Genomic DNA, 22,849 nt, shown 5'->3' with positions numbered 1-22,849 from the left:
CAGTCCCGGCCAGGAACGCGCGCTTCGCCCGGGCGGCGGGCGACCCCTACCGCTACGGCGTCTACCTCCGCCCTGACCCCGTGACCTGCGCCGCCGTCACCGCCGTGGCGAGCCAGCTGCGCGCCCAGTACGGGTTCGTCTCGGCCGGCGCCTTCCCGCCGCACGCGACCCTGGTCGGCAGCCGGCACCTCCCGGTCCCCGAGGAGGAGATCGTCGCTGCGGTGACGCGGGCCGTCACCGGCGAACCCGCGTTCACCGTCCACAACGCCGGCGTCCGCCACCAGGGGGTGGGCCTGGTCTACGACGTCCACCACCTCGCCGACGGCACCACTGCGAACACGGCGTTCGTCGACCTCGCCGCGCGCATCGACGAGGCACTCATCCCCTTGGAGGCACCGGCACCCAACCCCGCCGAACACCTCTTCGGCGCGGACACCTTCCGAGCCCATCTCTCCCTGCTCTCGCACGACATGTACATCCGGCCCGACCTCTTCGACGAGGCCGAGGAGTACGTCAGGGCCCTCCCCGTCCCCTACTCCGCCACCTTCCCCGGTGACACGGTCACCCTCTACCGCACCCACTCCGAGGACTGGACGGGCCGCTGGTGGCAGACCCTGACCTGGGATCACGTCCAGACGTGGCGACTGGGCCGCTGAGTGACGGCGTCCGCGTCCCGGGTGAGAGGCCCGGGGCGCGGTCGATCCGCAGGTCCCGGTTGTCGAGGTCCAGGCGGTGCACGGTCTCGGTTGTTGCCGGCGGCGCGCATCCGCAGGCCCGGGCCGCCGTCGATCCCGCCGGTGAGCTGGATCCCGATGAGGCCTGATGCGGATGGCGGCGTCGTCGTGCTCGGCCATGCCGGACGAGGCCGAGTCCTGATGCATCACAGCTCGCTCCAGTACCCAGGTGACGATCTCCATGTCCCGGTGCGGATGGGTGTCGAAGCCGGTGCCCTGCCGGACGATGTCCTCGTTGTGGCCGTGGTGGGTGCTGTCCAGGTCTTGGGGCTCGCCGCCGACCCAAATGAGTGCCTGCCGCGAACCGACTGGCCCGAGCCGTCCACCGCTCTGTGGACCGCCATGCACCGAGCCGGAGCGCGGATGTGACGCAGGCTCCCGGCGGACGCACCCGCGATGGCTGTGGACCGGCACCGTGCGCCATCTACCCAGGAGCCGACGGACTCCTGAGGCTCGGTGACTAAGGGTTGCTGCGCGACAGCGCGGCGGCGAGTGCCATACGGGAGCGTACTCCGGCCTTGCAGGAGATCCGACAACAGCGCGCGAAGCCATGAGGACGGGCCCGCTCGTGGTGACGCTTGCTTCGAGTCTTGTCGACCCAACTAAGCAGGCACATCACAGGAAATGCGTACGTGCCCTGGGACGGCGTGCGTATGGTGCCTGCTCCGTGCCTCCCGCAAGGGGCGGCGTTTCGCCGTGCAATGCGTGCCGTGAATCGGGCTGTCGGGCGTCCGATACAGGGTTTTCCCCAATGCTGCGGTTGATCGCGAAAGAGCAGACTGGGTGCGCCGATTGAAGGGCCCTGGCTGCCGAGGACGGGCATGTGGGAGTACCTATCCCCCCGCGGTCGCCCGGCGGGCCATGAAACCGCTGGCCAGGTCTGCCTCGGGGCTTGAGAGCCTGCACATCTTCTGAATCTGGAGTCCCGCTTCCATGGGTCACGAGACACCGCTGATTGCCAGCCTCCGCGCTGCCGTCGGCGCCGCGCCGGACGACGCATTGCTGCGGATCCGTCTCTGGGAACTGCTACTCGCGCACGACCGCGTCGACGAGGCGGTCGCCGAGATCACGGTCGCCCTGCGCAGGGACCCCGGTGATGGGCAGGCGAAGGCCCTCATGGCCCGCGCCATGACTCTGACACCAGCCCGGGTATCGGCGCACGTCCAGGATTCGGCGCCCGAATTCGACTGCCAGCGCGCCGAGAACGAGCTCGCCGACGTCGTCATACCCTGCACCCTCGGCAGGACGCAGGCCCCCACGGGCGGCCTCCCAGGGGTGGGGGAGGTCGAGGACGCCGGGCAGGTCCGGCTCGCGGACGTGGGCGGCATGATCGAGACCAAGCAGCGTCTGGAGGCCGCGTTCCTGGCACCGCTGCGCAGTCCGGCGCTGTGCGAGCCGTACGGGAAGCGGATGCCTGGCGGACTGCTGCTGTACGGTCCGCCGGGCTGCGGGAAGACGTTCATCGCCCGTGCCGTCGCGGGCGAACTCGGCGCGCGGTTCATGAACGTGAGCGTGACCGACGCGCTCGACACGTCCGTCCGACGGTCCGGACGCGACCTGCGCGTGGTCTTCGAGGCAGCCCGCCGCAACGCGCCCTGTGTCCTCTTCCTGGACGAACTCGACGCGCTCGCCGAGCGCTGCCACGTCAGCCGGCTTCTCGCAGAACTCGACGACGGCCACACGGCCGCGGAAGAGGGTGTTTTCGTCCTGGCCGCCACCAGCCATCCCTGGAACGTGGCCGGCGCGCTGCGCAGCCCCGGCCGGCTGGACCGTACCGTGCTCGTCCCGCCCCCTGACGGACCGGCACGCGAGTACATCTTTCGACATCATCTGAGGGACCGTCCGGTCGCCGGCGTACACCTGCGTGCTATGGCCCGTCGCACGGCCGGCTACTCGGGTGCCGACCTGGCGAACCTGTGCGACACGGCCGCCGAGCCGGCTCTGTGCGGCGCCGTCGCCACCGGCGCGCCCCGCGTGATCCGCAGCGAGGACCTGGCTGCCGCCCTGGCCCGGGTACCGCCCTCGACCGGGCACTGGTTCGAAAGCGCCCGTAAGGCGGCGATGTCCGCCAATGACGGCGGCATGTACGACGACCTGTTCACCTATCTCAGGCGCAGCGAGAAGCGTCGGCCGACCTTGAGCCGCATGACCAGTCCAACGCATTCGAACGGTGGGAAGTCGTGCAATTAGAGGCAGTCTCCGCCCAGGACGGAACGTCGTCGCGCGTGGTAGTCCACCGGCACAGTGCGGGAGGCCCCGCGTGACCGCTGCGGTCTTCGAAGGCCAGTACAAGTGGCACCCGGCAGCTGATGACCGTCGACTGGCGCAGGCGTGCGTGGACGTCAGGGCAGGACGATATCTCAGCGCGTCCGAAACGCTGAAGGACGCACGATGGGATTTCGATCTGAGATCGCATCGGTCTTTGGTCTTGGCGTCCGAAGCCGCCGACTCCGATCTGACGGAGCGTTGGCTTGCGGAAGTAGCCGACGCCGAGTCGGCGTTGATGTGGGCTCGAGTCGCGGTGTTACGTGTGACGCGGATGGCCGCAACCGACGATCCCCGACTGATCCCGCTGGTGCGCATAGCGATGGCTGCGTGTGAGCGCGCGGCCGAGGAGTTTCCCGAGGATCCGACACCATGGGTGGCCCAACTCTCCATGGCCCGACTTCTTCATTACCGTGATCCCGCTCCCCACGGGATGATGCTGGCGCCCCCGGGCCCATGGTCCCTGTTCTCTCGCATACTGAGCCTCGACCCGTGGAATCGTGAGGCGCACCACCGGATGCTGCCCTTCTTCTTCGAGCGCAACGGTGGTTCGAAACCTGCCACATGGGATGTCGCACACTTCCTGGGCCAGCGCGCACCGGTTTCGTCGCCCCTTCGGCTACTGCCCTTGGTGGCACTTGTTGAGGATCATGATCCCAAGGCACTGCTGGCAGATCACATATGGCAACAGCCCGCGTGGCGGACGACCGCTGCGAATGCTTACCACAACTGGTTCCCCGACACGGCAGATTATCGGTTCACTCCGGTCCTGGACCTTTCCTATCTGGCACACGCCTTGTTCATGGCGAATCTTGAATTCGAAGCTCGTGCCGTTCTCACCGCCATGGGCCCGTATGCCGCGCGCATGCCCTGGAGCACCTTCGGTCACGCCCAGCAGCAATTGACCAGGGCCAGACGTCTATGTGGACTGGGCACACCCGAAAAAACCTGACGCTTCGCCTGCAATCCTCTCCCGGAGCGCATCACCTGTTCGATCCCAAGAAAGTCAATCCGTGAATCAGAAAACACGCAGCATCCACCAGCGCAGAGGGCATGGGAGTCACAGGCCAAAGCCAGCCGTGCTCGACGACGATGCCACTCTGCACGCCATGGGATATCCACGGAAACTCACCCGACGTTTCCGCGCGTTCGACAACTTCGCCATCTCCTTCACCATCATCAACATCGTCTCCGGGATCTTCTCCGCCTTCGGCTTGGGAATGAATGCCGGAGGTCCGCTGATCCTTGTGTTCGGCTGGATCGGCGTGTCCATCATGGTGCTTTTCGTCGGCGCCTCCATGGGAGAGATCGCCTCCGCCTACCCGACCAGCGGCGCGCTGTACTTCTCCGCCGGCAAACTCGCCAAGCGCCACCGCGGGGCCTGGTCCTGGTACACGGGGTGGCTGAACTTCGTCGGCCAGGTGGGCGGCACCGCCGCCACCGGCTACGCCGCTGCCACCTTCATCCAGGCGTACCTCGCTCTGCAATGGCCCGGCTACCAGGTGACGCCCGAGCGGACCGTACTCATCACGACGGTGATCCTCCTGGTCCAGGCACTGGCCAACACCTTCACCGTGCAGCTGGTCGCCGTGCTGAACCGGGTCTCGGTGTGGTGGCTGGTGATCACCATGGGCCTGATCGTCGCCGCCCTCGCTGTGATACCAGCGCACCACCAGCCCGCTTCGTTCGCGACGCACTTCGCCAACAACACCGGCTTCACCAGCAGCTTTTACGGCGGCGTGCTCGGCCTGCTCGTCACCAGCTGGACCTTCACAGGCTTCGACGGCAGTTTCCACATGACCGAGGAGACCGTCCAGGCCACCGTCAACGCGCCGAAGGGCATCATGCGAGCCATCGGCTACTCCGCCCTCAGCGGACTGATCCTGATGCTCGCTCTGGTCTACGCGATCGGCGACTACGCCCAGCAGGCCGGTTCGTCGGCCCCGCCGGTGCAGATCCTCATCGACGCGCTCGGTCTGGAGACCGCCAAACTCCTGGTGCTGCTCGTGATCGGCGCGATGCTGTTCTGCGGGCTCGCCAACATGACCAGTAACACCCGTCAGATCTTCGCCTTCTCCCGCGACGGGGCGATGCCCGGCTCGCACTGGTGGCACTCGGTCTCCGCTCGCACCCGCACCCCCGTCAAGGCAGTGTGGCTCGCCGCCACCTGTTCACTCGTGCTGGTCCTTCCGGGCTTGTGGTCGACCACCGTGTTCGCCGCTGTCGTGAGCGTCAACGTCGTCGGTCTCTACCTCGCCTACGGAGCGCCCATCTTCCTGCGCCTGCGACTCGAAACCTTCCAGCCCGGCCCGTGGAATCTGGGGCGCTACGGAAGACCCGTCGCGCGGGTCGCTGTCATCTGGATCGTGATCAGCAGCGTGTTGTTCATGCTGCCTCAGGCCTCGCCGATTACTGCCAAGTCGTTCAACTACGCGCCGATCGCCCTCGGCGTGGTGCTGCTCATCGCCACGGTGTGGTGGTTCGCCACTGCCCGTCGGCGCTTCGATGGCCCGGTCAGCTACGGCCATCCCGACGAGGTGGCCGCCATGGACCTGATCTGATACGGGGCGGGAGGTCATAGTGCCCTTGCTGGCCTCCCGCTGGGCGACCTCCTCGAACCGGCCATCAGCGCCGACGAGCCGGTGCTGACATCGGAGTCGCCTGTCGGTGGAGCACCGCGATGACCGCGGCCAGTTCCTCGGGGCTCGGCTGCCCAAACAGCATGTTGATGGAGCCGTGATGCGTACTCCTGAAGGTCCAAGGGGTGTGGGGGAGGGGCGCCCGCTTACAACGGCATGATGCCGTGCTTCATCACTCGCTGCGGCAAATTTGATGTGTTCAAGTCAAAGAGCTATTCATCCGTCGTGGCGGATGGGGCGGTTCGTGTGCCCCGCGACCCGCGAGAGATCTTCCGTCCAGTGAAGGGACGTCGTGTGAGTGTGGAACAGGAACGGGACCCGACCGTGTCCGGGCGCCGTCGGGCTGTCGGGAAGGACCGGCCGCGCATGCGGCGGGCGTTATGGTGCCTGAGGGTGGCGGCGAGCGTGGCCGCGGGAGCCGGGCTGCTGGCGGTGGCACCGGCCGGGTCGGCGGCTGCCACCGAACCCGTCCCGGGATCTGTCCAGTCGGAGCCCGTCGTCACCGCGAGCAGCGTCGCCGCTCTCGGCGGCGACTTCAGCTCAGTGGAGCCCTTCGTTGTCGAGCTCGACCGGAGCTGGTGCGCGAGCCTGCACAACGCCGATGGCCCAGTGGGCTACTTCGGGCCGATCGGCGCCTGGGGGCCGCTGAGCGATCTGGGCCCGCTGGGGCGTGATCTGCCGGCGGCGTTCAACTGGTCCGACTACGCTTCGTGGCTGACGGCGTGGGGCGGCCCGATGCGTGACAGCGGTCCGCTCGGCTCCGGCGGTCCGCTGGCCGCGTACAACCGGCCCATACAGTGGTTCCCGCCGCAGCCGGGTGGGCCGCACAACTTCGCGCCGTGCGGTGTGCAGCTCAAGACGGGCGGGACCTCAGCGGCGCTGGGGCCGCTGGGACCGCTGGGACCGGTCGGTCCGCTGGGGCCGCTGGGTCCACGCGGAGGCCACCTCTGCCCCGCCGGCGCCGACGGGAGCTACCTGTGCGGCGCCGAGGAGGTGCCCACCCGGACGTATGTCGCTGGGGGCCGGGAGGGACAGGACCGGCCGTACAGCTTGTTCGAGAAGTACACCAAGGCATTCGCGCAGTCGCTGAACGACAAGGTCGGCGACGAGGCCAACGACACCTCGTTCATGGTGACGACGACGCCACAGGACGACGAGACCGCCGGTGGCACGGACACGTACACGTTCACGTCCCCAGAAACCGTGCGGGGCGTCGCACAGGCCAGCCAGTGGCTGACCGTGGTGGTCACGCCCACGGGTATGCGCCCGGATCAGTGGGCGACGCGCACGGAGCCGGCCGACTACCGGCTCACCCTCAGGGACGAGAACACCGGGCGGGTCGTGGCCACCTCGGACGCAGACGACCGGGTCAACTGGATCCAGGTCCGGGTCCCGGCCGGGGCCCGCCTGACGGCGGCGGTCACCCTTCGCGACAGCCGCGGACTCGCGCACCCTGGCTATAACCTGACGGTCACCGGCTCGACCGACCAGTTCCAGTACATCGGCTGCAACCCCGCCCTCGCCGCCTCGGATGACACCGACACATACATCCGCGGCGACCACCTCCGGATGACCCTGATCCAGGGGACGAGCACTGTGGGCACACCTCCGGCGTGCGGCTACTTCAGCCCGGGCTTCGACAGCCCCATCGGCTGACACCACCGCCGCTCGGCCCGGTACAAGACCCGTTGCCACCGCAGCCGGGGTACGCGGCACACATGGTGTCCAACCTGGTCAAGCTGTTCTGGAAAGTGATCGAGGAGTTCACCCCGGACCAAGCCGACCTGCGGCTGAGCGAGGAAACGTCGCGCACTGGAGGGAAAGGCCTGCTCATCCGCCCGGACGGCAAGCCGCGGCTGCACCTGGGCGGCCCCTTCAGAGCCATCGAGTACTCCTGCGGACGGACGCCGCCAACGGACGGACAAGCCGGGTCCGGGTGGAGGACGATGGGGGTCATGCAGCTGGGATACACCGGCAGCCTCAACCTGCTCTACCGCTACATCACTCAGGGCCGTGCCGACGGTGACAAGCCGGTCACCACCCCGCAGCGCCTCGCCCGCCTCCTACTCACCCGCCCCGAGAACCTGCGCGACAAGGACACCGCACTCCTACGGGAACTCACCAGAGCCTGCCCCGAGCTGAGCGAACTCGCCCGCTTCACCGGCGAGTTCGCTCAGCTACTGACCCCAGCGGGGGGCAACGACGCCAAACTCGCCGCCTGGATCACCACAGTCCGCGCCGCCGACCTGCCCCACCTGCACTCCTTCGCGAACGGCCTCGAACTCGACCGCGCCGCCGTCGGCGCCGGACTCACCCTCCCGCACCACAACGGTCGCACCGAAGGCGTCAACACGCGAACCAAGCGGATCATGAGGCAGATGCACGGCCTAGCCGGGTTCCCCCTGCTCCTCCACCGCATCCTCCTCCAGTGATCACCACGCAGCGCTACCACCGATTACGTGACAGAGCCGCTCGTTCGACAGACCCGAACCCAGCACTAAAGACGTGTTCCACCACCCGCGCGCGGACCTTGCGGTGCTCGGCGTTGTCCTCCTCCTCACCGGGGAGTAGAGCCCGTCCAGGGCGTTGCGGTGCGGCACGGCCATGCCGCAGTTGAGATAGGCGCCGTCGCCGAGCACTGTCACGCCCTGGCAGTGCTCGCTCAGTCCGGAGGCTCGCCAGGCGTGCGCGTCCGCGGTGGTGCCCGGCACCGGCCGCGCTGCCGCGATCACCAGCCGGGTGTCGGCGTCCACGATGACCTGCACATTCGCCGAAAACCGGTAGTTACGGCTGGAGGCCGCCACGCTGCGGTCACGGACCGGGACCAGCGTGCCGTCCACGATCCACAACCGGGCCGCGGCATCGGCCGGGTGGAAGACGGGCTCGAGCGCGAGCAGCGGTCCCATTCGTTGGATGATCCGGCCCACCGTGGAGGAGGAAACACCGAACAGCGGGCCCAGCTGCCGCATGGTCAGGTTCGTGCGGTAGTACACCGCCACCACCAACACCCGCTCCGCCAGCGGCAGCGACCAGGGCCGGCCCCGCAAAGTACCGTCCCCGCCTCGCTCCCGCACCACCTTCAGCAGACGTGCGAACTGCAGCACGTGCAGCCCGGTGAACGTATCCACCCACACCCGCTCAGCGCTCAACACCCCGGTCATACCAGGGAGATGGCCAGCTCAGAGCCTTGTGCAACAACGCTTTAGCGAGGAATACCGCACGCCCACCAGCGAGGAACGGGACGCCTTCCTCGGCCACTTCGAGGGACCGAACTCTCCATCGGCACCTGCGCCCGCGCCTTCGGTACCTCCTGGATCGACGAACACGCCCGCATCCGCTGAGCCAGGTCTCGGACCGCACCAGCCTGTCTTCGTGAGCACTGCATCCACGTGCTCCGACAGGAAAACCTGAGTCAGATTCCCGAGCCCCACACGATCGACCAGCCGAGCAGCGCCACGGAACACCATCCAACTCAGTTCAACCTCAGCGGAATTGACGTTATGGGGCAAGCCGAGGGTCTTCCCCGATGCTAAGCGCCTCGGCCGGCTGGCAACGTCTGTGTTCCCGCTCCGCGGGGGGATCGCCGATTTCCGAGCGAGTCCCAGGGATTCACCACATCACCTCCCCCGAGAAAGGTCCAGTCTGTGACCAAACGTCACCCACGCCATGCCCGCCCGCCACGAAGAAACCAGCTGGCACGACGGTCAGCGATGCTCGTGACCCAGACGCTGGGAATATCCGCCCTGCTCGGGGCGATGGCCGGCACCGCCCACGCCGACGGCAACGACGGGCACGGGCACATCAAGATCGCGGTGTTCGGCGACTCCTACACCAGCGGGGAGGGCGCATCGGCCGGGACCTACAGCACCGTGCAGGTGACCGGTGCGGACGGCTCCGTGCTGGACGTGATCGATCCCGCTCACCGGTCCGCATCCGCCCCGGCGCTGCGGGCCATCGACAAGATCAAGGCTGAGAACCCCAATGTCACCTTTGAAGTGACGTTCGTTCCGGTCTCGGGAGCGACCCGCGCCTCGCTCTACGAGACGACACGACCGGGTACGGAATTCGAGCACTCCCCGCAGATCGACGCGGCCAACGGTGCCGACATCGTCATCGTCGGTATCGGCGGGAACGACGCGCGCTTCGGCGACATGGCCAGGACCGTGGTCACCTCGCGGGAGTCGACGACGGAGCAGGCCTTCCCCGGCTTCATGGCGCCGCTGCAAGACGGCTCGTACCTCGGCCAGCAGACCGCGACATATCTGGATATCGCCCAACGGGTCGCCCCCAACGCCACCATCGTCACGCTGGGTTACCCGACGGTCATGCCGAACGAGGTTCCGAGCGGGTCCTCTTCGCCGTTGAGTGAGATGCTGATCAGCACTCGCGAGGCGCAGATGGTCAACCAGTTCGGCAGCACCATCAGCGAACTGAATGAGCAGGCTACCCAGGCGGCGGCCGACATGACCGGGCGCTACTTCATTTACGCCGCCGAGGTGACGCAGGCGCTGGCCGGACACGAGCTCTTCTCAGCCCAGGAAGGGCTGAACGGCATCGACTTCCTCAACATGCAGGGCTCGTACCACCCCAACCCCATCGGACAGGCGCGCCTCGCCAACGCGCTGACCCCGGCGGTGAACCAAGCCGTCATCACCGCGTTGGCCTACCAAAACCTTGTCGGCCCGCCCGCTCCCACCCCGGACCCTGTCCCGGCCCCCACCGAGCCCCCAGCCGTCAACACCCCCCTCCCGCCGGACCCGGCGGATCCTGGGCCGCTTGATCCGGTGGATCCTGGTCCGGCCGATCCGGGTCCAGTGGATCCTGGTCCGATCGATCCGGCTCCGGGTCCGGAGGATCCTGGGCCGCTCGATCCGGTGGATCCTGGTCCGGCCGATCCGGGTCCAGTGGATCCTGGTCCGATCGATCCGGCTCCGGGTTCTGGTCCGGGGGGGGATGGGCCGATCGACGATCAGGGTCCGGTGCATCCTTCTGCGATCGATCTGGGTCCGATTGATCTGGATCCGGTCCTTCCTGGGCCGGTTGATTCGGGTCTGGTCTTTCCTGGGCCGATCGATGCTTGGGAGTCTGAGTTTCCTATCTAGCCCTGGCACCGTGAGACAGCCCTCGGGCGTGCCGAATTCAGCTTGAGTTCCGGGCCGTTGGTCAGGTGGAACGCAAGGCGTGCAGGGCCCCGCCGGCAGCTCGGCGGGGCCCTGCATGGGCTGGCGGCGATCGGGGGAGTTCCTGGCTGGAGCCGGCCTGCTCGACGCAATCGGTGGCGGCACCGCCGAGCCGGGTAGCCGGGCGGCGCGGCGCGGGGAGGCGTGGGCCGGGCGACCATCACAGTGCGTCGTCGCCTCGCCAGATGCTGTCGAAGGCTGCTTCCTTCACGGCTCGCCGTTGCCGTGTGGCTTCCAGGCCATCACTGCGCCATTGACCGCAGCCGGCACTTGCGTGCTTCCGTCGTCTGCGACGCCCAGGAAATCCATCATTTCGCTCTGCGGGAATGCCCACTGTCCCGCCAGGGCGGTAAGGCGCCGGTGGCCAGTTCGGCGCGGTGGTGGTCGGGCCATCTCGTACCCGATCACCCCGCGGGTCGCCAGATCGATCACCATCACCTGGTGCCAGGTACCGCAATCCTCGTTGGTCGGCAGATACGCGCTGTCGCCGACCAACCTCTGACCGGGCCGCTCAGCGGTGAAGTCGCGGCCGACCGAGTCCGGGTCCGGGGCGGCCGTGGCCTGCCTGGTCAGGTGGGGGCGCCAGCGGCGGGTGATGCCGCGGACATCGCGCTGGCGCGTGGTCGGGCCGTGGGCCGGCGGTCGCCGCTGGTGACGGTGGTGGAGGGTGAGTGTCACGCGGGAGCCGTCCGTGACCCCGGCGAAGAAGTGGGACGGGAAGTGGCAGGGGCGCACACCGGGGGCGAAACGCAACCGTGCGAGCGGGCCCGGGACGGGAAAAGCCGGCAACCGGACGAGTCGGCCGGGAGCACTTCGTGGCCGGGCAGTACTTCGGCTGGCCCCGGCCGGACCCGGTTCACTCTGCCGGCGTCGTCGCCCCACTGCGCGATCAGCGAGCCGACCTCTGTGCGTTCTGGGCCGGTGTCATGGCGTCGGCCATGGGGCAGCGTGGTCGGAGCGGCCAGGTGGCTCGCCGAAGGACTGGGCCAGAGCCCACCGGGACTCCACGCCGAGCTTGCGGAAGATTCGTGTCATGTGGGCCTCGACCGTCTTCACCGAAAGGAACATCTTCTGGGCGATGTCCCGATTGGATGCTCCTTGGCTGGCCAGCTCGGCGATCGAGTACTCGCGTGACGAGAGCACCGAGGGCGCCATGGCCCGGGCGCGTGGGCGCAGTGCTCCGATCCTGCGCTGCGCGTTGACCGCCAGCGTGTGCAGGTGGCCGGCTCCGTAGGCGGCAGCGGTGTGCTTGACCTTGCCGACGTTCTGGGCCGCCGCGTCCAACTGCCCCGTCGCAGCCTGCGCTTGTGCGAGCGTCAGCAGCGTCCTGGCTTCGATCAGGATCTGTCCCGTGGACGCGAAGTCCTGGGCGGCCCGGACCAGCAACTCGACACAGGCCGCCGGGTCATGACCGGGGACGCTCGCCTGCGCCGCGGCCGCATAGCCGTGCTGGCCGCGCAGTCCCACCGCGTCGGCCGCCTCCGCGGCCCGCTCCGCCCACGCCCGCGCCGCCTGGGGCCGGCCGCGGGTCGCCTCGGCCTGCGCCGCCGTGTGGTACCAGGCGGCTTTGATGGTGTGCGTCGGCCCGGAGTGTCGGGTGTGGTCGGCAATGGCCTGCACCAGGGTGACGCAGTCCTCCAGGCGGCCCTGCTCGAAGCGGATGTCAGCCAGCACCCAGGCGGCAAGCCCCCACAACCGCCCACGGGCACGTATGGTGCGCAGGGCGCGCTCGGCGAGCGGGGCCGCGGTCATCGGGTCGCCGCGGACCATGAGCGCCTGCGCCCGCAGTGCCAGCGCGTATCCGAGCAGATCCGACTGGTCCAGCAGATACGCCATCTCCTCGGCGGCCTCCGCCGAACCGATCGAGTCCGTGAGCTGACCGACCGCCCGATACCCCCACGCGTGGCTGAGCAGGAGGTAGGGCATCACATGGCTCTGTCCGGTGCGCCGGGCGATCTTGATGCCGCGGTCGACGTGCCGGACGGCGGCGTCATAGCGCTCGGCCAGCAACTCAGCCCAGCCGAGCTGGCTCAGCGGATCAAGGAAGGCGATCAACCCCGCGTCGTCCATCGCGTCCACCGCCGAAGCCGCGTCGGTGGCTTGGGCCAGCAGTGCGCCGGTTTCCCCGTTGTAGGCCGCGCCCAGGGCGCGGCAGGCAGCCGCGGCAATCTGCGTGCCCCGGTCACCGCTGCGGGCCGCGTGGTGCAGGGCAGCGTCCAGATGCGCCGCCGACTCGTCGTACGCCCGCTGCGTCATGCGTACGGTCGCCAGCTCCAGCCGGAGCGGGTTGGTGACGCCGCTGGAGTCGGGCCAGGCGGCCAACTCCGTTTCCAGGACCGCCCGTGCCTCGCCGAGGTCGCCGAGAATGCGCTCCACCTGGGCCTGTAGCGCCACCACTTCCACCCGCCGATGGCGCTGGTGCGACGGCAGCAGGTCCAGCGCCTCAGTGAGGGTCTCCCGGAAGCCCGCGAGGTCGCCGGTCAGGCCCAGGGCGCGGGCCAGCGCGAGCAGCACACCGAACTTCGGCTCGCCCGGCCCGTCTGCCGTGGGCTTGAGCAGACGTAGAGCGGCCCGCAGCCAGGACGCCGCCGTGGCCGGCACGGAGTACATGGTGCGTTCGGCGGCCTTCCTGAGCAGACGTACCGCGTCCAGGTCCCCGACCGTGGCGGATCGCACGACGTAAGGTGCCCGCTCCACCGGGCCGGCTCCCGCCTCGTGCAGAGCCCGGTCGGCCCTGCCGTGCGCGCTCATCCACCAGCCGGGCGGCACCTCTTCCGAGACCAGCCTCCGCAGCAGCGGATGCCGGAACTGCAGCATCCGGTCGGAGCGTCCGCTGCGGCGGACCAGATCCATGCCCGCAAGGACGTCCAGCGCCTCCAGGGTGGGTTCCGGCGCCACGTCCGCGACCGTTGCCAGCAGATCGGGATCGAACGGGTCACCGAGCACCGCGGCGGCTTGCAACACCAGGAACTGGTGCTGGTCGAGCAGCGCCAGTTCTCTGACCAGAGCCGCCCGCAGGGACGCCGGGAGGTCAACGAACCGGCCGTCGCCTCGCGCCGCCGACCCCGCCCTGGCCGAATCCGTGGCCGTACCGGCCGTCAGCCGTGCGAGCACCTCCAGGTAAAGGGGGTTTCCGCCGCTGGCGGCGTACAGCCTGTCCCGTTCCTCCGGGGACGACCCGGCACCGAGAATGACATCCCCTGCCCGTCGGCCGAGGGGAGCGAGTCGAAGGTGGTCCGTGCGATAGCCGTCCACCGTCTGCGGAAAACACGCCGTCAACCTCGGCCGGGCCTGCCTCGGCCGATACGCGCACGCCAGCACCACCGGTGTGGCAGGCGGATTGCGGAGCAGGTAGGGCAGCAGTTCCAGCGTGCCGTCGTCAGCCCAGTGCAGGTCGTCGAGGCACAGCAGGACTCCGCCACCCGCGTCCACGCTCTCCAGAAGACGGACGATCGCACCGAACAACCGGAACCGTTCGACCTCAAGAATGCGAGAGCAGTCCGGCATCGACCGCGCCGGATGCGCGAACACCAGGTCCAGCAGCGCCTGGTTCTCCTCGTCCAGCGCGGACTCCCCGCAGCCGCCCGGTGATTCAAGACGGCCGCGCAACGCGTCGACGACAACCGCGAACGGGCGCTCCTGTTCGTACTCCGAAGCGCGACCGGACAGCACGGTCAGCCCACTGTCGCGAGCCACCGAGGCGATCTCCGTGAGCAACCGGGTCTTGCCCAGCCCGGGGTCCCCGATGATCTCTACGACCGTCGACCTGCCCTCGGCGCACGCATCGAGTGCGGCGCGCAGTCGGGCCACTTCGCTGTCCCGCTCCAGCAACGGCGGCACCTGTCTCTGACGTGGGCGCGATGCGGCGTCGTGCGGACGGAATCGCCGGCTCAGGCCGTCGGCCACGGAGACCTCCATTCCCCGGCGTGTTGAGGAACCCGGTGAAGTGCGGTGTCGCGGCAGCCGGCGGCGAGGGAGTCGGTGACGGCCTGCTCGGTCTGCTCCGGCGGGATCTCGTAGACGCCGAACCCGGGGATCGGCATCTGGACGCTGTTGTTCAGGGTGATGTTCCGCAGCGGATTTTCCTTCTGTGCGGGCCCGAGCCGGTATGTGGCTGGGCAGCGTTCCATCAGGCGCATGCCAGTCGTTTGCGTCGCCGCAGGCCGGAGAGGTTTTTGACCATGTCGATCTGCTCGGCGGCCAGAACGATGTCGTCGGCGGCGGCCTACGAGAAGGAGCTGCCCGCGTCGTGGCGGTGGGGAGTTTTTCAGTCAACAACATGTCCACCATGGCGGGCTCTACCCGTTGGTCGTCGATCGCAGATCATCAGACGTGACAGCACACTAAACCGCCCCACCGGCAACGTTGCCCGCAGAGCTCCCGCTCGGTGAATTTGCGTAACCGGTTGAGTAGTTACTGAGAGGTCGCGCGTATTGGCGGCGGAAGCAGCAGGCAGGAGTGGGGCACGCGCAAGTTCCGTGATTATGGAGTTGCTGACGCTCTGTGATCGTGGAGGACCTGTGCCCGTGCCGCCAACATGGCTGATCCGAACCGCTGCGGGATCAATTCTCCGCTCTGTTGCCGCCGCGGCCGTAGTTCGCTCCTGCCCATCCGCTGGGCTGTCACCGCCGCCCGATCGTCGATCGGATCGTGTTCGAGACGACATCGAGGGCAGCGTCCCGGCCGCCGCCGCCACGCTGCGCGAGGCCGCTGCCGCCTCCGACGCCTTTACGGCTTCGTCTTGGTGTCCACGCTGATCACCGCATCCCCGGCGGTCATACGGCCTTCGGCCTGGTAGTTGATGCAGCACGGTGCCATCGGACACGCTGCCCGCCGCCGTCGGGCACGAGCAGGTCAGGGACGGTTGCCGCCCGGACCTCGTGGGGCGTTGTGCCGGAGGCGACCTCGACCAGGTGCATGCCGTCCGGGGTGACGTTGATGTCGGCTAGGTCGGTGACGACGCGGCGGCCGGTGGCGGGGAGGGTGAGCTCCTCGACAATTCTTGGGGAGCCGTCCTCGGCGTCGCCGATGTCGCGCGGGCCGGTGTACCGGGACATGCCCAGGGGTCTGGGTACTCTCCCGGCCGATACGCTAGGAACGACGGCAGCCCTGGCACATATGACTGAACGACATATTCTCCACCCGGAAAGTGGTATGAACCGCCATGCGAACGCGTAGGGGGAGCAGGCTATCTTTCCAGAAGACGTCGCCTGACCGGGGCTCAGTGACGGATCGTTGCGCGCGGTCGGTCCGTGCTCGACATCCCGACTTCCCTGCCTGAAGTTTGGGTCTACTCCTCCTCCCGCCGTCGTGAGGAGGATCTGACAGTTGAGTTCCACCGAACGGTTGCGCGGCTCGGGTCTTTCGGACCGACGGTCTCGACGTGGAGCCGACGGCCGGCACCGTCGACTCGCAGTGCCTGCGGGCGGCCGGTGGCCCCGACCCAACGGTCGGGCTGGGGAGGATGCGTCGCTGCCTTGCATGTGAGAGGTGGGCCGCTCCCGTGTCACCCTCATCCTCCCGGGCGCGAGCAGCTGACAAGCGGCCACTTCTCTCGGGTCTTCGGGGCTCAGCGGTGTCACAGGACCGCTGGAGCCCGTGATGTTGATGGGTTACCCGTCCTGGCGCATGCCGGCTGTGCCGGCTCGACTCCGCCTCCTCTCACTTCTTGATGCGATGGACGCGGTGCATCCGGGAAGCCGCACAAGAGTTTGCCTAGGATTGTTGAATTGTCGTATGAAAAGTTCTCGACGGTTGAGTGGCCGTGGGGAAGTGAGGTGGGGATGTGACTCCGCTGGTGAGCCGAACGGCCGAGCTGGAGCGTCTGGACGCGGTGCTCGACCGGACACTCGGTGAGGACGACGGTTCGGCCGTCGTGGACATTGCCGGGGCCGCGGGCATCGGCAAGAGCCGGCTCATGACGGAGTTCTGCCGACGGGCGAAAACCCGGGGGATGACGGTGCTGCGTGGCCGGGCCACCGAGTACGAACAGCACATCCCTTACCAGCCGTTCAGCGATGCACTCGCCGACCATGACATGGAGTTGACAGATCAGGGCGCCGGTGACGGGGTCGGGGACCGGTTCCGGCTGTACCGGTCCGTCGCGAAGCTGCTCGTACGGATCGCCCGGACCGGTCCCCGCTCTGGGCTCGTCGTAGCGCTGGACGACCTGCACTGGGCGGACCCCGCGTCCCTGGAGCTCCTCGACCACCTGGTCCGCCATCCCCCGCGCGCCCCGGTCGTGATCGTCATGGCCCGCCGCGACCGTCAGACCACGGCCTCCCTCGCGGCCGCGCTCACTCGGGGGATCGACATGGGCACGGTGCACCGGCTGGACCTCGGACCGCTCACCGAGCGCGCGTGCGTCGAGGTCCTGGCCCCCGGTCTGAAGCCCGGCCGGGCCGCCGAACTGTACGCCGCCAGCGACGGCAATCCGCTGTACTTCCTCGCCCTCTCGCAGGCCGAACAGACCGGACAGGCCCGGGGGCACGGCTCACCAGTGCACTCCGCCGGTCTCGGCTCCCTCCTGCTCGACGAACTGACGCCGTTGACCGTCGCGCAGCGCCGTACAGTCGAGGCGGTGGCCGTCCTCGGCGACCATGGCACCACCGCCCTGCTGGCTGTGGTGACCGGCCAGGACGAGGCCGAGGTCAACGCGGACCTGCAGGCGCTGTCCCGCCGCGATCTGCTGCGTTCAGGCCCCGGCGGGCAGTGGACGTTGCGCCATCCAGTGTTGCGCACGCTCGTTCACGAGAGCACCGATCCGCAGTCGCGCATCCGATTCCACCGTCTCGCCGCTGCCGGACTGGCCCACGCTGGAGCCCCCGCCTCCGAACGCGCTCACCACGTCGAGAGTTCACTGACCGCTTGGGACCCGCAGGCCGTCGCCGTACTGACCGAAGCGGCCGAACGATCCGCCGCCACCGCACCCGCGAGCAGCGCACACTGGCTGGGCGTCGCCCTCAGGCACCTCCCCGACCAGCCACAGCACGACACGCTGCGCCGCGATCTGATGCTACGACGCGCCCGAGCCCTGGGCGTGTGCGGAGGGCTGCAGGAGAGCCGGGACCTGCTCCACGAGGTGATCGCTATGTCACCACCGGGCGAAGCGGGTGCGACCGGCGTGCGAGCTTCCGCCGTGACGCTCTGTGCCGTGATGGAGCGTCACCTCGGGCGTTACGTCGAGGCGGTCGCGCTGCTCCGCCGTGAGCTCTCCCGTACGCCTGGACCACCGTCCCCCGACGCCGTCGAACTCGGCCTGGAGCTGGGTTCGTCCGCGCCGCACGCCACCGCCTACCCGCAGGTGCGTGCCGACGTGGCCCGCGCCCTCGACCTGGCCCGCTCCCTGGGCGACGACGCGGCCGAGGCCGGCGCGCTCGCGGTCTCGGCGCTGGGGGAGTCGTACGAAGGAGAGATGCCCGCCGCCCGGGAGGCCACCGACCGGGCGGCGGAGCTCGTCGACGCTCTGACCGATCACGACCTCGCGAGCCTCTGCGAGTCACTGGCTCGCCTCGGCTGGGCGGAGGCGTTCCTAGAGCGGTACGCCGATGCCGAACGGCACGCCGACCGCGGCCTGGCCATCGCCCGGCGCGGCGGCCGACTCTACGTCCTACCGCACCTGCTGCTGTGCAAGGCGCATGTCCATACACAGACCCTCCGGCTCGACTCGGCCGTGGAATTAGCAGACGAGGCCGAGACCATCGCCCGCGGCATCGGCAGTGACGAGCTGCTTGCCTTCGTCCTTGGCACCAAGGCTCATACCTTGGTCCCCGCCCTTCCGTACGACGACCGGACCCCGCTCGCGGTAGCCGAGGAAGCGGTTGCGGCGGCCGGTGCCGGCACCAATTGGTGGGCGTCCATCGCCTGGTGCATGCTCGGCTACGTGGCGATTCACGCCGGCGACCCGCAGCGCGCCAAGACTGCCCTCCTCCGGGCCGGAGGCGACGACCTGAACCTGCTTCAGCCGTCCATGCGCCCGCTCTTCCTGGAGATCCTCGTCAGCTCTGCCCTGGCCACGGGTGACACGGAGGGTGCCAGGACCTGGGCGGAGCGTGCCCGCAAGGAGGCGGATCAGCTGGACTTGCCCTCACAGCGGGCCTCGGCGCTGCGCAGCGCGGCCCACATCGAGCGCGCTGACGGCGACACGGCGAGGGCGGCTGAGCTGTTCGAGGAGGCCGCGGAGTTGGCGTCCCGTGGCGGAGCGGCCCGGTGGGAGGCGTTCAGCCTGCTGCTCGGCGCCCCACTGACCGCGTCGACCGGCCACCCGGAGCGCGCGGGCGCCATGTTGGAACGCGCCCGGGACCTCGCTGCGACCGGCGGTGCACTTCAACTGACAGGCCTGGCGGACGCGTTCCGCCCTGCCGTGCTCGGCACGAGGGCGGCCGGCGTCGGGCCCGACGCCGTGTTTGCGTCTCTCACTCCTCGCGAACGGGAGATCGCCGCCGTGATCGCCGAAGGCCTGACCACCCCCGCCATCGCCGCACGGTTCTACCTCAGCCCCCGTACGGTCGAGTCTCATCTGGCTCGCATCTACCGCAAGACCGGCGTCACTTCAAGGGCTGCCCTCGCCGCCCTCCAGACCCGGACCAAGCTGCGCGACAAGACAACCGGGTCTGGAGACACCAACTGACCTCACCAGTGCCCGGACGACCGTCGCGCTCGGAGACACCGAACCGGCCCATCGCCGAGGTCACCAGCCTACTCGCCCCCGGTGACAACAGCCGGTGACCGGTGCAGCCATGCTCTTGCCTGGGTGACTGTGTCCTTCGGCGAGAGTCGTTTCGCGGTGACTCAGGAAGTCGTTCTGCGGCGCCCGACATGATCGATGCTGGTGAGGGCTGATGTCACTCACTCGTGTCGCCGGGTGGGGATGTGATTCTGCAGGGCGGCCCGCTTGGTCACGATGAGAGCCGGAGAGTCCCGTCAAGGGCGCCTTCGGCGTCGCGAGGCGATGGCCTCGGCGCCCCTCGACAGGAAGCGGCATGCAGAGCATGAACAGCTATCGCGGTGTGATGTCCTGCCAGATGCGCCTGGAGCTCTCCAGCGGGTAGCGGGCGTCGGTGGGCGGTGTGTCCCAGATCCGGGTGGTGGGGTGTTCGGGGGTGAATCGGGGCCAGCCAGGGTCGCCGGTGGCGGCGAAGGACGTCCAGGCTCTGCGGATGCGCTCGGAGAGGTCGGCGAAGTCGGCGGGCGGCGGGGAGCCGAGGAACCGGGCGGCCTGGCGGGTCGTGGCGTTGCCGAAGACGAAGGAGATGTCGATGCCGTGGCCAGCGCCGAGCGTGGGACCGCGCCAGGTGAGGTCGTAGAGCCAGGTCCGCCCGCCCGCGCGGGCGTGGGCTTCTGCGACCCAGGTGGTCGGCATCCGAATGAGCGCGTCGGACAGCATCACGGTGAACAGGTCGGCGTCGCTGGCGCTGGGCGAGGCCCGCCGGTAGGCGATGGCCGCTTCCTTTTCGAGCCCGAGCGCTTCGGCGACGATCGCGAGGTCGACTCCCGGCGGGGGCGGCGGGCCCTGGCCCCGGTACTCCTCGTTGGTGAACCCGCAGATCAGGTCCACATCCCGGCCCGCGCCCGTCTGAAGCGCCATCCATGGTGGCCCGGTCACGACGTCGCCGTCGATGACGGGAGCGAAGGCGGTGAACCCGTCCCGGTCGCGGAGTGGCGCGTCCTGGACGGCCAGGATCGCCTCGGGCGGCAGGGCGGCGAAGCCGTCCCGGGTCGCCGGAACGCCGGCGGCTGACGCAATGCTTGCGGTGACGGCCTCGGCCTCGGCGATAGTGCGGACTCCGGAGGGGATGCTCTGGGCGATCGCGCGCCGAAACAGGCCCTGCGCGGCTGGTGCGGCCGTGAGCAGGGCGGTCGAGGCAGCACCGGCGGACTGACCGAAGACCGTCACATTGGCGGGGTCGCCGCCGAAGGCGGTGATGTTGTCCCGCACCCATTCCAGGGCGGCGATCTGGTCGCGCAGCCCTCGGTTGTCCGCGACTCCGGGCAGATGCCCGAAGCCCTCGAAACCGACGCGGTAGTTGAAGGTCACCACGACGACCCCGGATGCGGCCAGCATGCCTGCGTCGTACTGGGGCATGCTCGACGAGCCGTGCTTCCACAGGCCGCCGTAGATCCACACCATGACCGGCAGCCCGGCCGTGCCCGCGGCGGGGGTCCACACGTTCACCGTCAGGCAGTCCAGCCCGGCCTCCGGCCGCCATGCCGGCGGCGCGCCTGGCGCAGGTGCCAGCTGGGGCGGGGCGGAGCCGAAGCCGAGGCAGTCGCGGACCCCGTCCCACGCCGTCGCCGGTACCGGTGGACGGAACCGCAACGCTCCCTGCGGCGCCGCCGCGTACGGCATGCCCTTGAATGCCACGACGCCACCTTCGTCGAGGCCCCGAACCCAACCCAGGCCAGTGCTCACCCTCATCGCGGCCACCTAGCGGAGGGCGCCGATACGTGATGACGGAAGCCGTTGGCACTCCCGTGCCCTGCGACCGTTACCACGACCGTATGGCCACAGCCGGTAGCCTTCGCGTCGCAAACCAGCCGCCCGTCACCGGAAGCCGGGATGTCCGGGGATCTGCTCCCGCGCATGTTGTCAAGGCGGATGTCACCGGGGGCAGTGCTGAGGGCTGGGGGTCGCCGGAACCGGGAGTCGTCGGATGCGACCTCTTCCAGGCGAACGCAGTGGCGGACGGCGTCGGGCGCCAAATGCCCCCGAAATGGTTCCGGGAACTCGGCGCGTGGCAGGTCCGACAGGTCAGATGTGTTGAGCACGGTGGCTCTCTCCGGCTTCGGGTAGGGGTGCGCGGCAGGGGCTGTCGATGATGTGCGGGGGCGCCCGGGGCCCGAGGTGTCCCCGGGCGAGGTGACGGTCATGAACCGATGCCGCCGGGTGGCGCGATTGCCCCGCGCATCAGACGTAGGAACAGGGCCCTCCGCTCGCGCCAGACCGCTGGGTCCGTGCTCGTCTTCTTCAGTCCGTCCACGACGGCAAGGAGAAGGAGCGCGATGTCCTCGGCGGTTGCGTCGGCGGTCGAGAACTGCACCTCCCCCGCTGTCGCGGCCGCGTCCAGCGCGGAGGCCAACCGGGCCGCCAGGGCGGCATTGGCTTCGCTGACGATGTCCCCTGTGACGGTGAGACTGGCGTCGAACAGTTCCCTGCCGTGGACGCTCGATGAGATCTGCGCCATCAGTTCCTCGAAGTAGGCGGCCATCGCGGCGTCGACTCGCGACAGAACGTCGCCCCGCTCGGCGAGGGCCGCGTCCACGTGTCCGAGCGCCCGGGAGTGGGCCCTTCGAGATCCTGCCCGGAAGAGATCTTCCTTGCTGGCGAAATGAAGGTAGAGCCCGGCCCGGGACATCCCGGCGGCGCGGGCCACGTCCTGCATGGTGGTCTTGGCGTACCCGTATTGACTGAAAACGGTCAGCGCGGTGTCGAGAATGTGCCCGGTCCGGTCGTCTGCCATACGGAGACGATAACGCTTTAGACGCAAGGAGTCCAGTTGGACGAATGATGATAACTTGTCTACACGGATCGACTCGCTATGCGGCCTCGCAATCGCCGGGTCCCCGTTCGGCCTGAGCAAGGGCCCGTCAGTACATCCCCGCCCTCGGAACCAGGAGCGACACCCCATGGCACAGACAGCCGACGTCCCGGCCATCCCCGCGGTCGCGGAACAGATCCGCGTGGTCGAGCGGACCCGGCTCCGCGCGCTGGTTGCGGGTGATGTCGCCGCAGCGTCCGATCTGCACGCGCAGGACTTCCAACTCGTCACACCCGTCGGCGCGGTGCTGTCCAGGGACGACTACCTCATGGCCATCGCGACCGGACGCATCGACTATGTCGCTTGGGAGCCCGGTGCCATCGACGTCCGCGTCTACGGGAACGCCGCCGTCATCCGCTACCAGGCCACGCTTGAGGTGGTCTTCGCCGGCCATCCGGTCCCTCGCGCAACGTACTGGCACACCGACAGCTACGAGAACATCGACGGCCAATGGCGGGTGGTGTGGTCCCAGGCGACCGAAATCCGGTAGATCC

The 22,849-nt window shown here is 68.9% G+C and carries 13 protein-coding genes and 4 pseudogenes; 9 read left to right on the top strand and 8 right to left on the bottom strand.

Annotated elements, in window-relative coordinates; genetic code table 11:
• On the top strand, positions 1 to 656 hold a 656-nt coding region (locus IG08_RS0150530), incomplete at its 5' end, for a 2'-5' RNA ligase family protein (RefSeq protein ID WP_052425289.1).
• Positions 657 to 869: 213 nt separating this feature from the next.
• Here the strand turns inward: IG08_RS0150530 and IG08_RS63310 are convergent.
• Positions 870 to 1,286, bottom strand: a pseudogene (locus IG08_RS63310) (pirin family protein); the annotation flags it as partial.
• 381 nt (positions 1,287 to 1,667) lie between these two features.
• Here IG08_RS63310 and IG08_RS0150520 point away from each other — a divergent pair.
• The 5 genes and pseudogenes from IG08_RS0150520 to IG08_RS0150505 form a co-directional block, all read left to right on the top strand.
• On the top strand, positions 1,668 to 2,924 hold the full coding sequence (locus IG08_RS0150520; RefSeq protein WP_052425288.1) for an AAA family ATPase: 1,257 nt from the start codon (positions 1,668 to 1,670) through the stop codon (positions 2,922 to 2,924).
• A 70-nt stretch (positions 2,925 to 2,994) separates the two neighbouring features.
• Positions 2,995 to 3,951 (top strand): hypothetical protein, encoded by a 957-nt coding sequence (locus IG08_RS58385; RefSeq protein ID WP_078656099.1) that lies wholly within the window; start codon positions 2,995 to 2,997, stop codon positions 3,949 to 3,951.
• A 157-nt stretch (positions 3,952 to 4,108) separates the two neighbouring features.
• Positions 4,109 to 5,560 carry an amino acid permease gene (locus IG08_RS0150515; protein WP_030620854.1) on the top strand — a complete coding sequence of 484 codons (1,452 nt, stop codon included), beginning with the start codon at positions 4,109 to 4,111 and terminating at the stop codon, positions 5,558 to 5,560.
• A gap of 471 nt (positions 5,561 to 6,031) precedes the next feature.
• Entirely contained in the window at positions 6,032 to 7,294 is a 1,263-nt protein-coding gene (locus IG08_RS0150510; protein WP_158812395.1) for a hypothetical protein, read from the top strand.
• A 308-nt stretch (positions 7,295 to 7,602) separates the two neighbouring features.
• Positions 7,603 to 8,070: pseudogene (locus tag IG08_RS0150505) on the top strand (transposase); the annotation flags it as partial.
• Between the two features lie 70 nt (positions 8,071 to 8,140).
• Here IG08_RS0150505 and IG08_RS55315 read toward each other — a convergent pair.
• Positions 8,141 to 8,799, bottom strand: a pseudogene (locus IG08_RS55315) (transposase family protein); the annotation flags it as partial.
• 555 nt (positions 8,800 to 9,354) lie between these two features.
• Here IG08_RS55315 and IG08_RS62680 point away from each other — a divergent pair.
• Complete coding sequence (locus tag IG08_RS62680; protein WP_158812394.1) at positions 9,355 to 10,740, top strand: GDSL-type esterase/lipase family protein; 1,386 nt, start codon at positions 9,355 to 9,357, stop codon at positions 10,738 to 10,740.
• 285 nt (positions 10,741 to 11,025) lie between these two features.
• Here the strand turns inward: IG08_RS62680 and IG08_RS62900 are convergent, their stop codons facing one another.
• From IG08_RS62900 to IG08_RS0150475, 4 genes and pseudogenes are all read right to left on the bottom strand, one after another.
• Positions 11,026 to 11,496 (bottom strand): hypothetical protein, encoded by a 471-nt coding sequence (locus IG08_RS62900; RefSeq protein ID WP_199821129.1) that lies wholly within the window; start codon positions 11,494 to 11,496, stop codon positions 11,026 to 11,028.
• 246 nt (positions 11,497 to 11,742) lie between these two features.
• Positions 11,743 to 14,724 (bottom strand): helix-turn-helix transcriptional regulator, encoded by a 2,982-nt coding sequence (locus IG08_RS0150485; RefSeq protein WP_030620838.1) that lies wholly within the window; start codon positions 14,722 to 14,724, stop codon positions 11,743 to 11,745.
• A gap of 41 nt (positions 14,725 to 14,765) precedes the next feature.
• Positions 14,766 to 14,894: pseudogene (locus IG08_RS0150480) on the bottom strand (aldo/keto reductase); the annotation flags it as partial.
• Positions 14,895 to 15,593: 699 nt separating this feature from the next.
• Positions 15,594 to 15,875, bottom strand: coding sequence for a hypothetical protein (locus tag IG08_RS0150475; protein WP_030620832.1), 282 nt, complete (start codon positions 15,873 to 15,875; stop codon positions 15,594 to 15,596).
• 728 nt (positions 15,876 to 16,603) lie between these two features.
• On the opposite strand from IG08_RS0150475, the gene IG08_RS0150470 reads away from it, so the two are divergent.
• Complete coding sequence (locus IG08_RS0150470) at positions 16,604 to 19,447, top strand: ATP-binding protein (RefSeq protein WP_043457398.1); 2,844 nt, start codon at positions 16,604 to 16,606, stop codon at positions 19,445 to 19,447.
• Between the two features lie 369 nt (positions 19,448 to 19,816).
• On the opposite strand, the gene IG08_RS0150465 is transcribed toward IG08_RS0150470, so the two are convergent.
• Positions 19,817 to 21,235, bottom strand: coding sequence for a carboxylesterase/lipase family protein (locus IG08_RS0150465; RefSeq protein WP_030620826.1), 1,419 nt, complete (start codon positions 21,233 to 21,235; stop codon positions 19,817 to 19,819).
• Positions 21,236 to 21,683: 448 nt separating this feature from the next.
• Positions 21,684 to 22,277 (bottom strand): TetR/AcrR family transcriptional regulator, encoded by a 594-nt coding sequence (locus tag IG08_RS0150460; RefSeq protein WP_030620823.1) that lies wholly within the window; start codon positions 22,275 to 22,277, stop codon positions 21,684 to 21,686.
• 166 nt (positions 22,278 to 22,443) lie between these two features.
• On the opposite strand from IG08_RS0150460, the gene IG08_RS0150455 reads away from it, so the two are divergent.
• Positions 22,444 to 22,845, top strand: a complete 402-nt coding sequence (locus IG08_RS0150455; RefSeq protein WP_030620820.1) for a nuclear transport factor 2 family protein — start codon at positions 22,444 to 22,446, stop codon at positions 22,843 to 22,845.
• Positions 22,846 to 22,849: the final 4 nt, after the last annotated feature.

The sequence above is a fragment of the Streptomyces fulvoviolaceus genome, assembly GCF_000718165.1.
In the GTDB taxonomy this organism is placed as follows: Bacteria; Actinomycetota; Actinomycetes; order Streptomycetales; family Streptomycetaceae; genus Streptomyces; species Streptomyces fulvoviolaceus.
The sequence above is the reverse complement of the archived record's forward strand: the minus strand, read 5'-3'. Positions and strand labels throughout refer to the sequence as shown.

Excerpts from the sequence above, each read along its gene's own strand:
- IG08_RS0150520 (WP_052425288.1), top strand. The coding sequence starts at position 1,668 with ATGGGTCACGAGACACCGCTGATTGCCAGCCTCCGCGCTGCCGTCGGC.
- IG08_RS0150515 (WP_030620854.1), top strand. The coding sequence starts at position 4,109 with ATGGGATATCCACGGAAACTCACCCGACGTTTCCGCGCGTTCGACAAC.
- IG08_RS0150475 (WP_030620832.1), bottom strand. The coding sequence starts at position 15,875 with ATGTCCCGGTACACCGGCCCGCGCGACATCGGCGACGCCGAGGACGGC.
- IG08_RS0150465 (WP_030620826.1), bottom strand. The coding sequence starts at position 21,235 with ATGAGGGTGAGCACTGGCCTGGGTTGGGTTCGGGGCCTCGACGAAGGT.
- IG08_RS0150460 (WP_030620823.1), bottom strand. The coding sequence starts at position 22,277 with ATGGCAGACGACCGGACCGGGCACATTCTCGACACCGCGCTGACCGTT.
- IG08_RS0150455 (WP_030620820.1), top strand. The coding sequence starts at position 22,444 with ATGGCACAGACAGCCGACGTCCCGGCCATCCCCGCGGTCGCGGAACAG.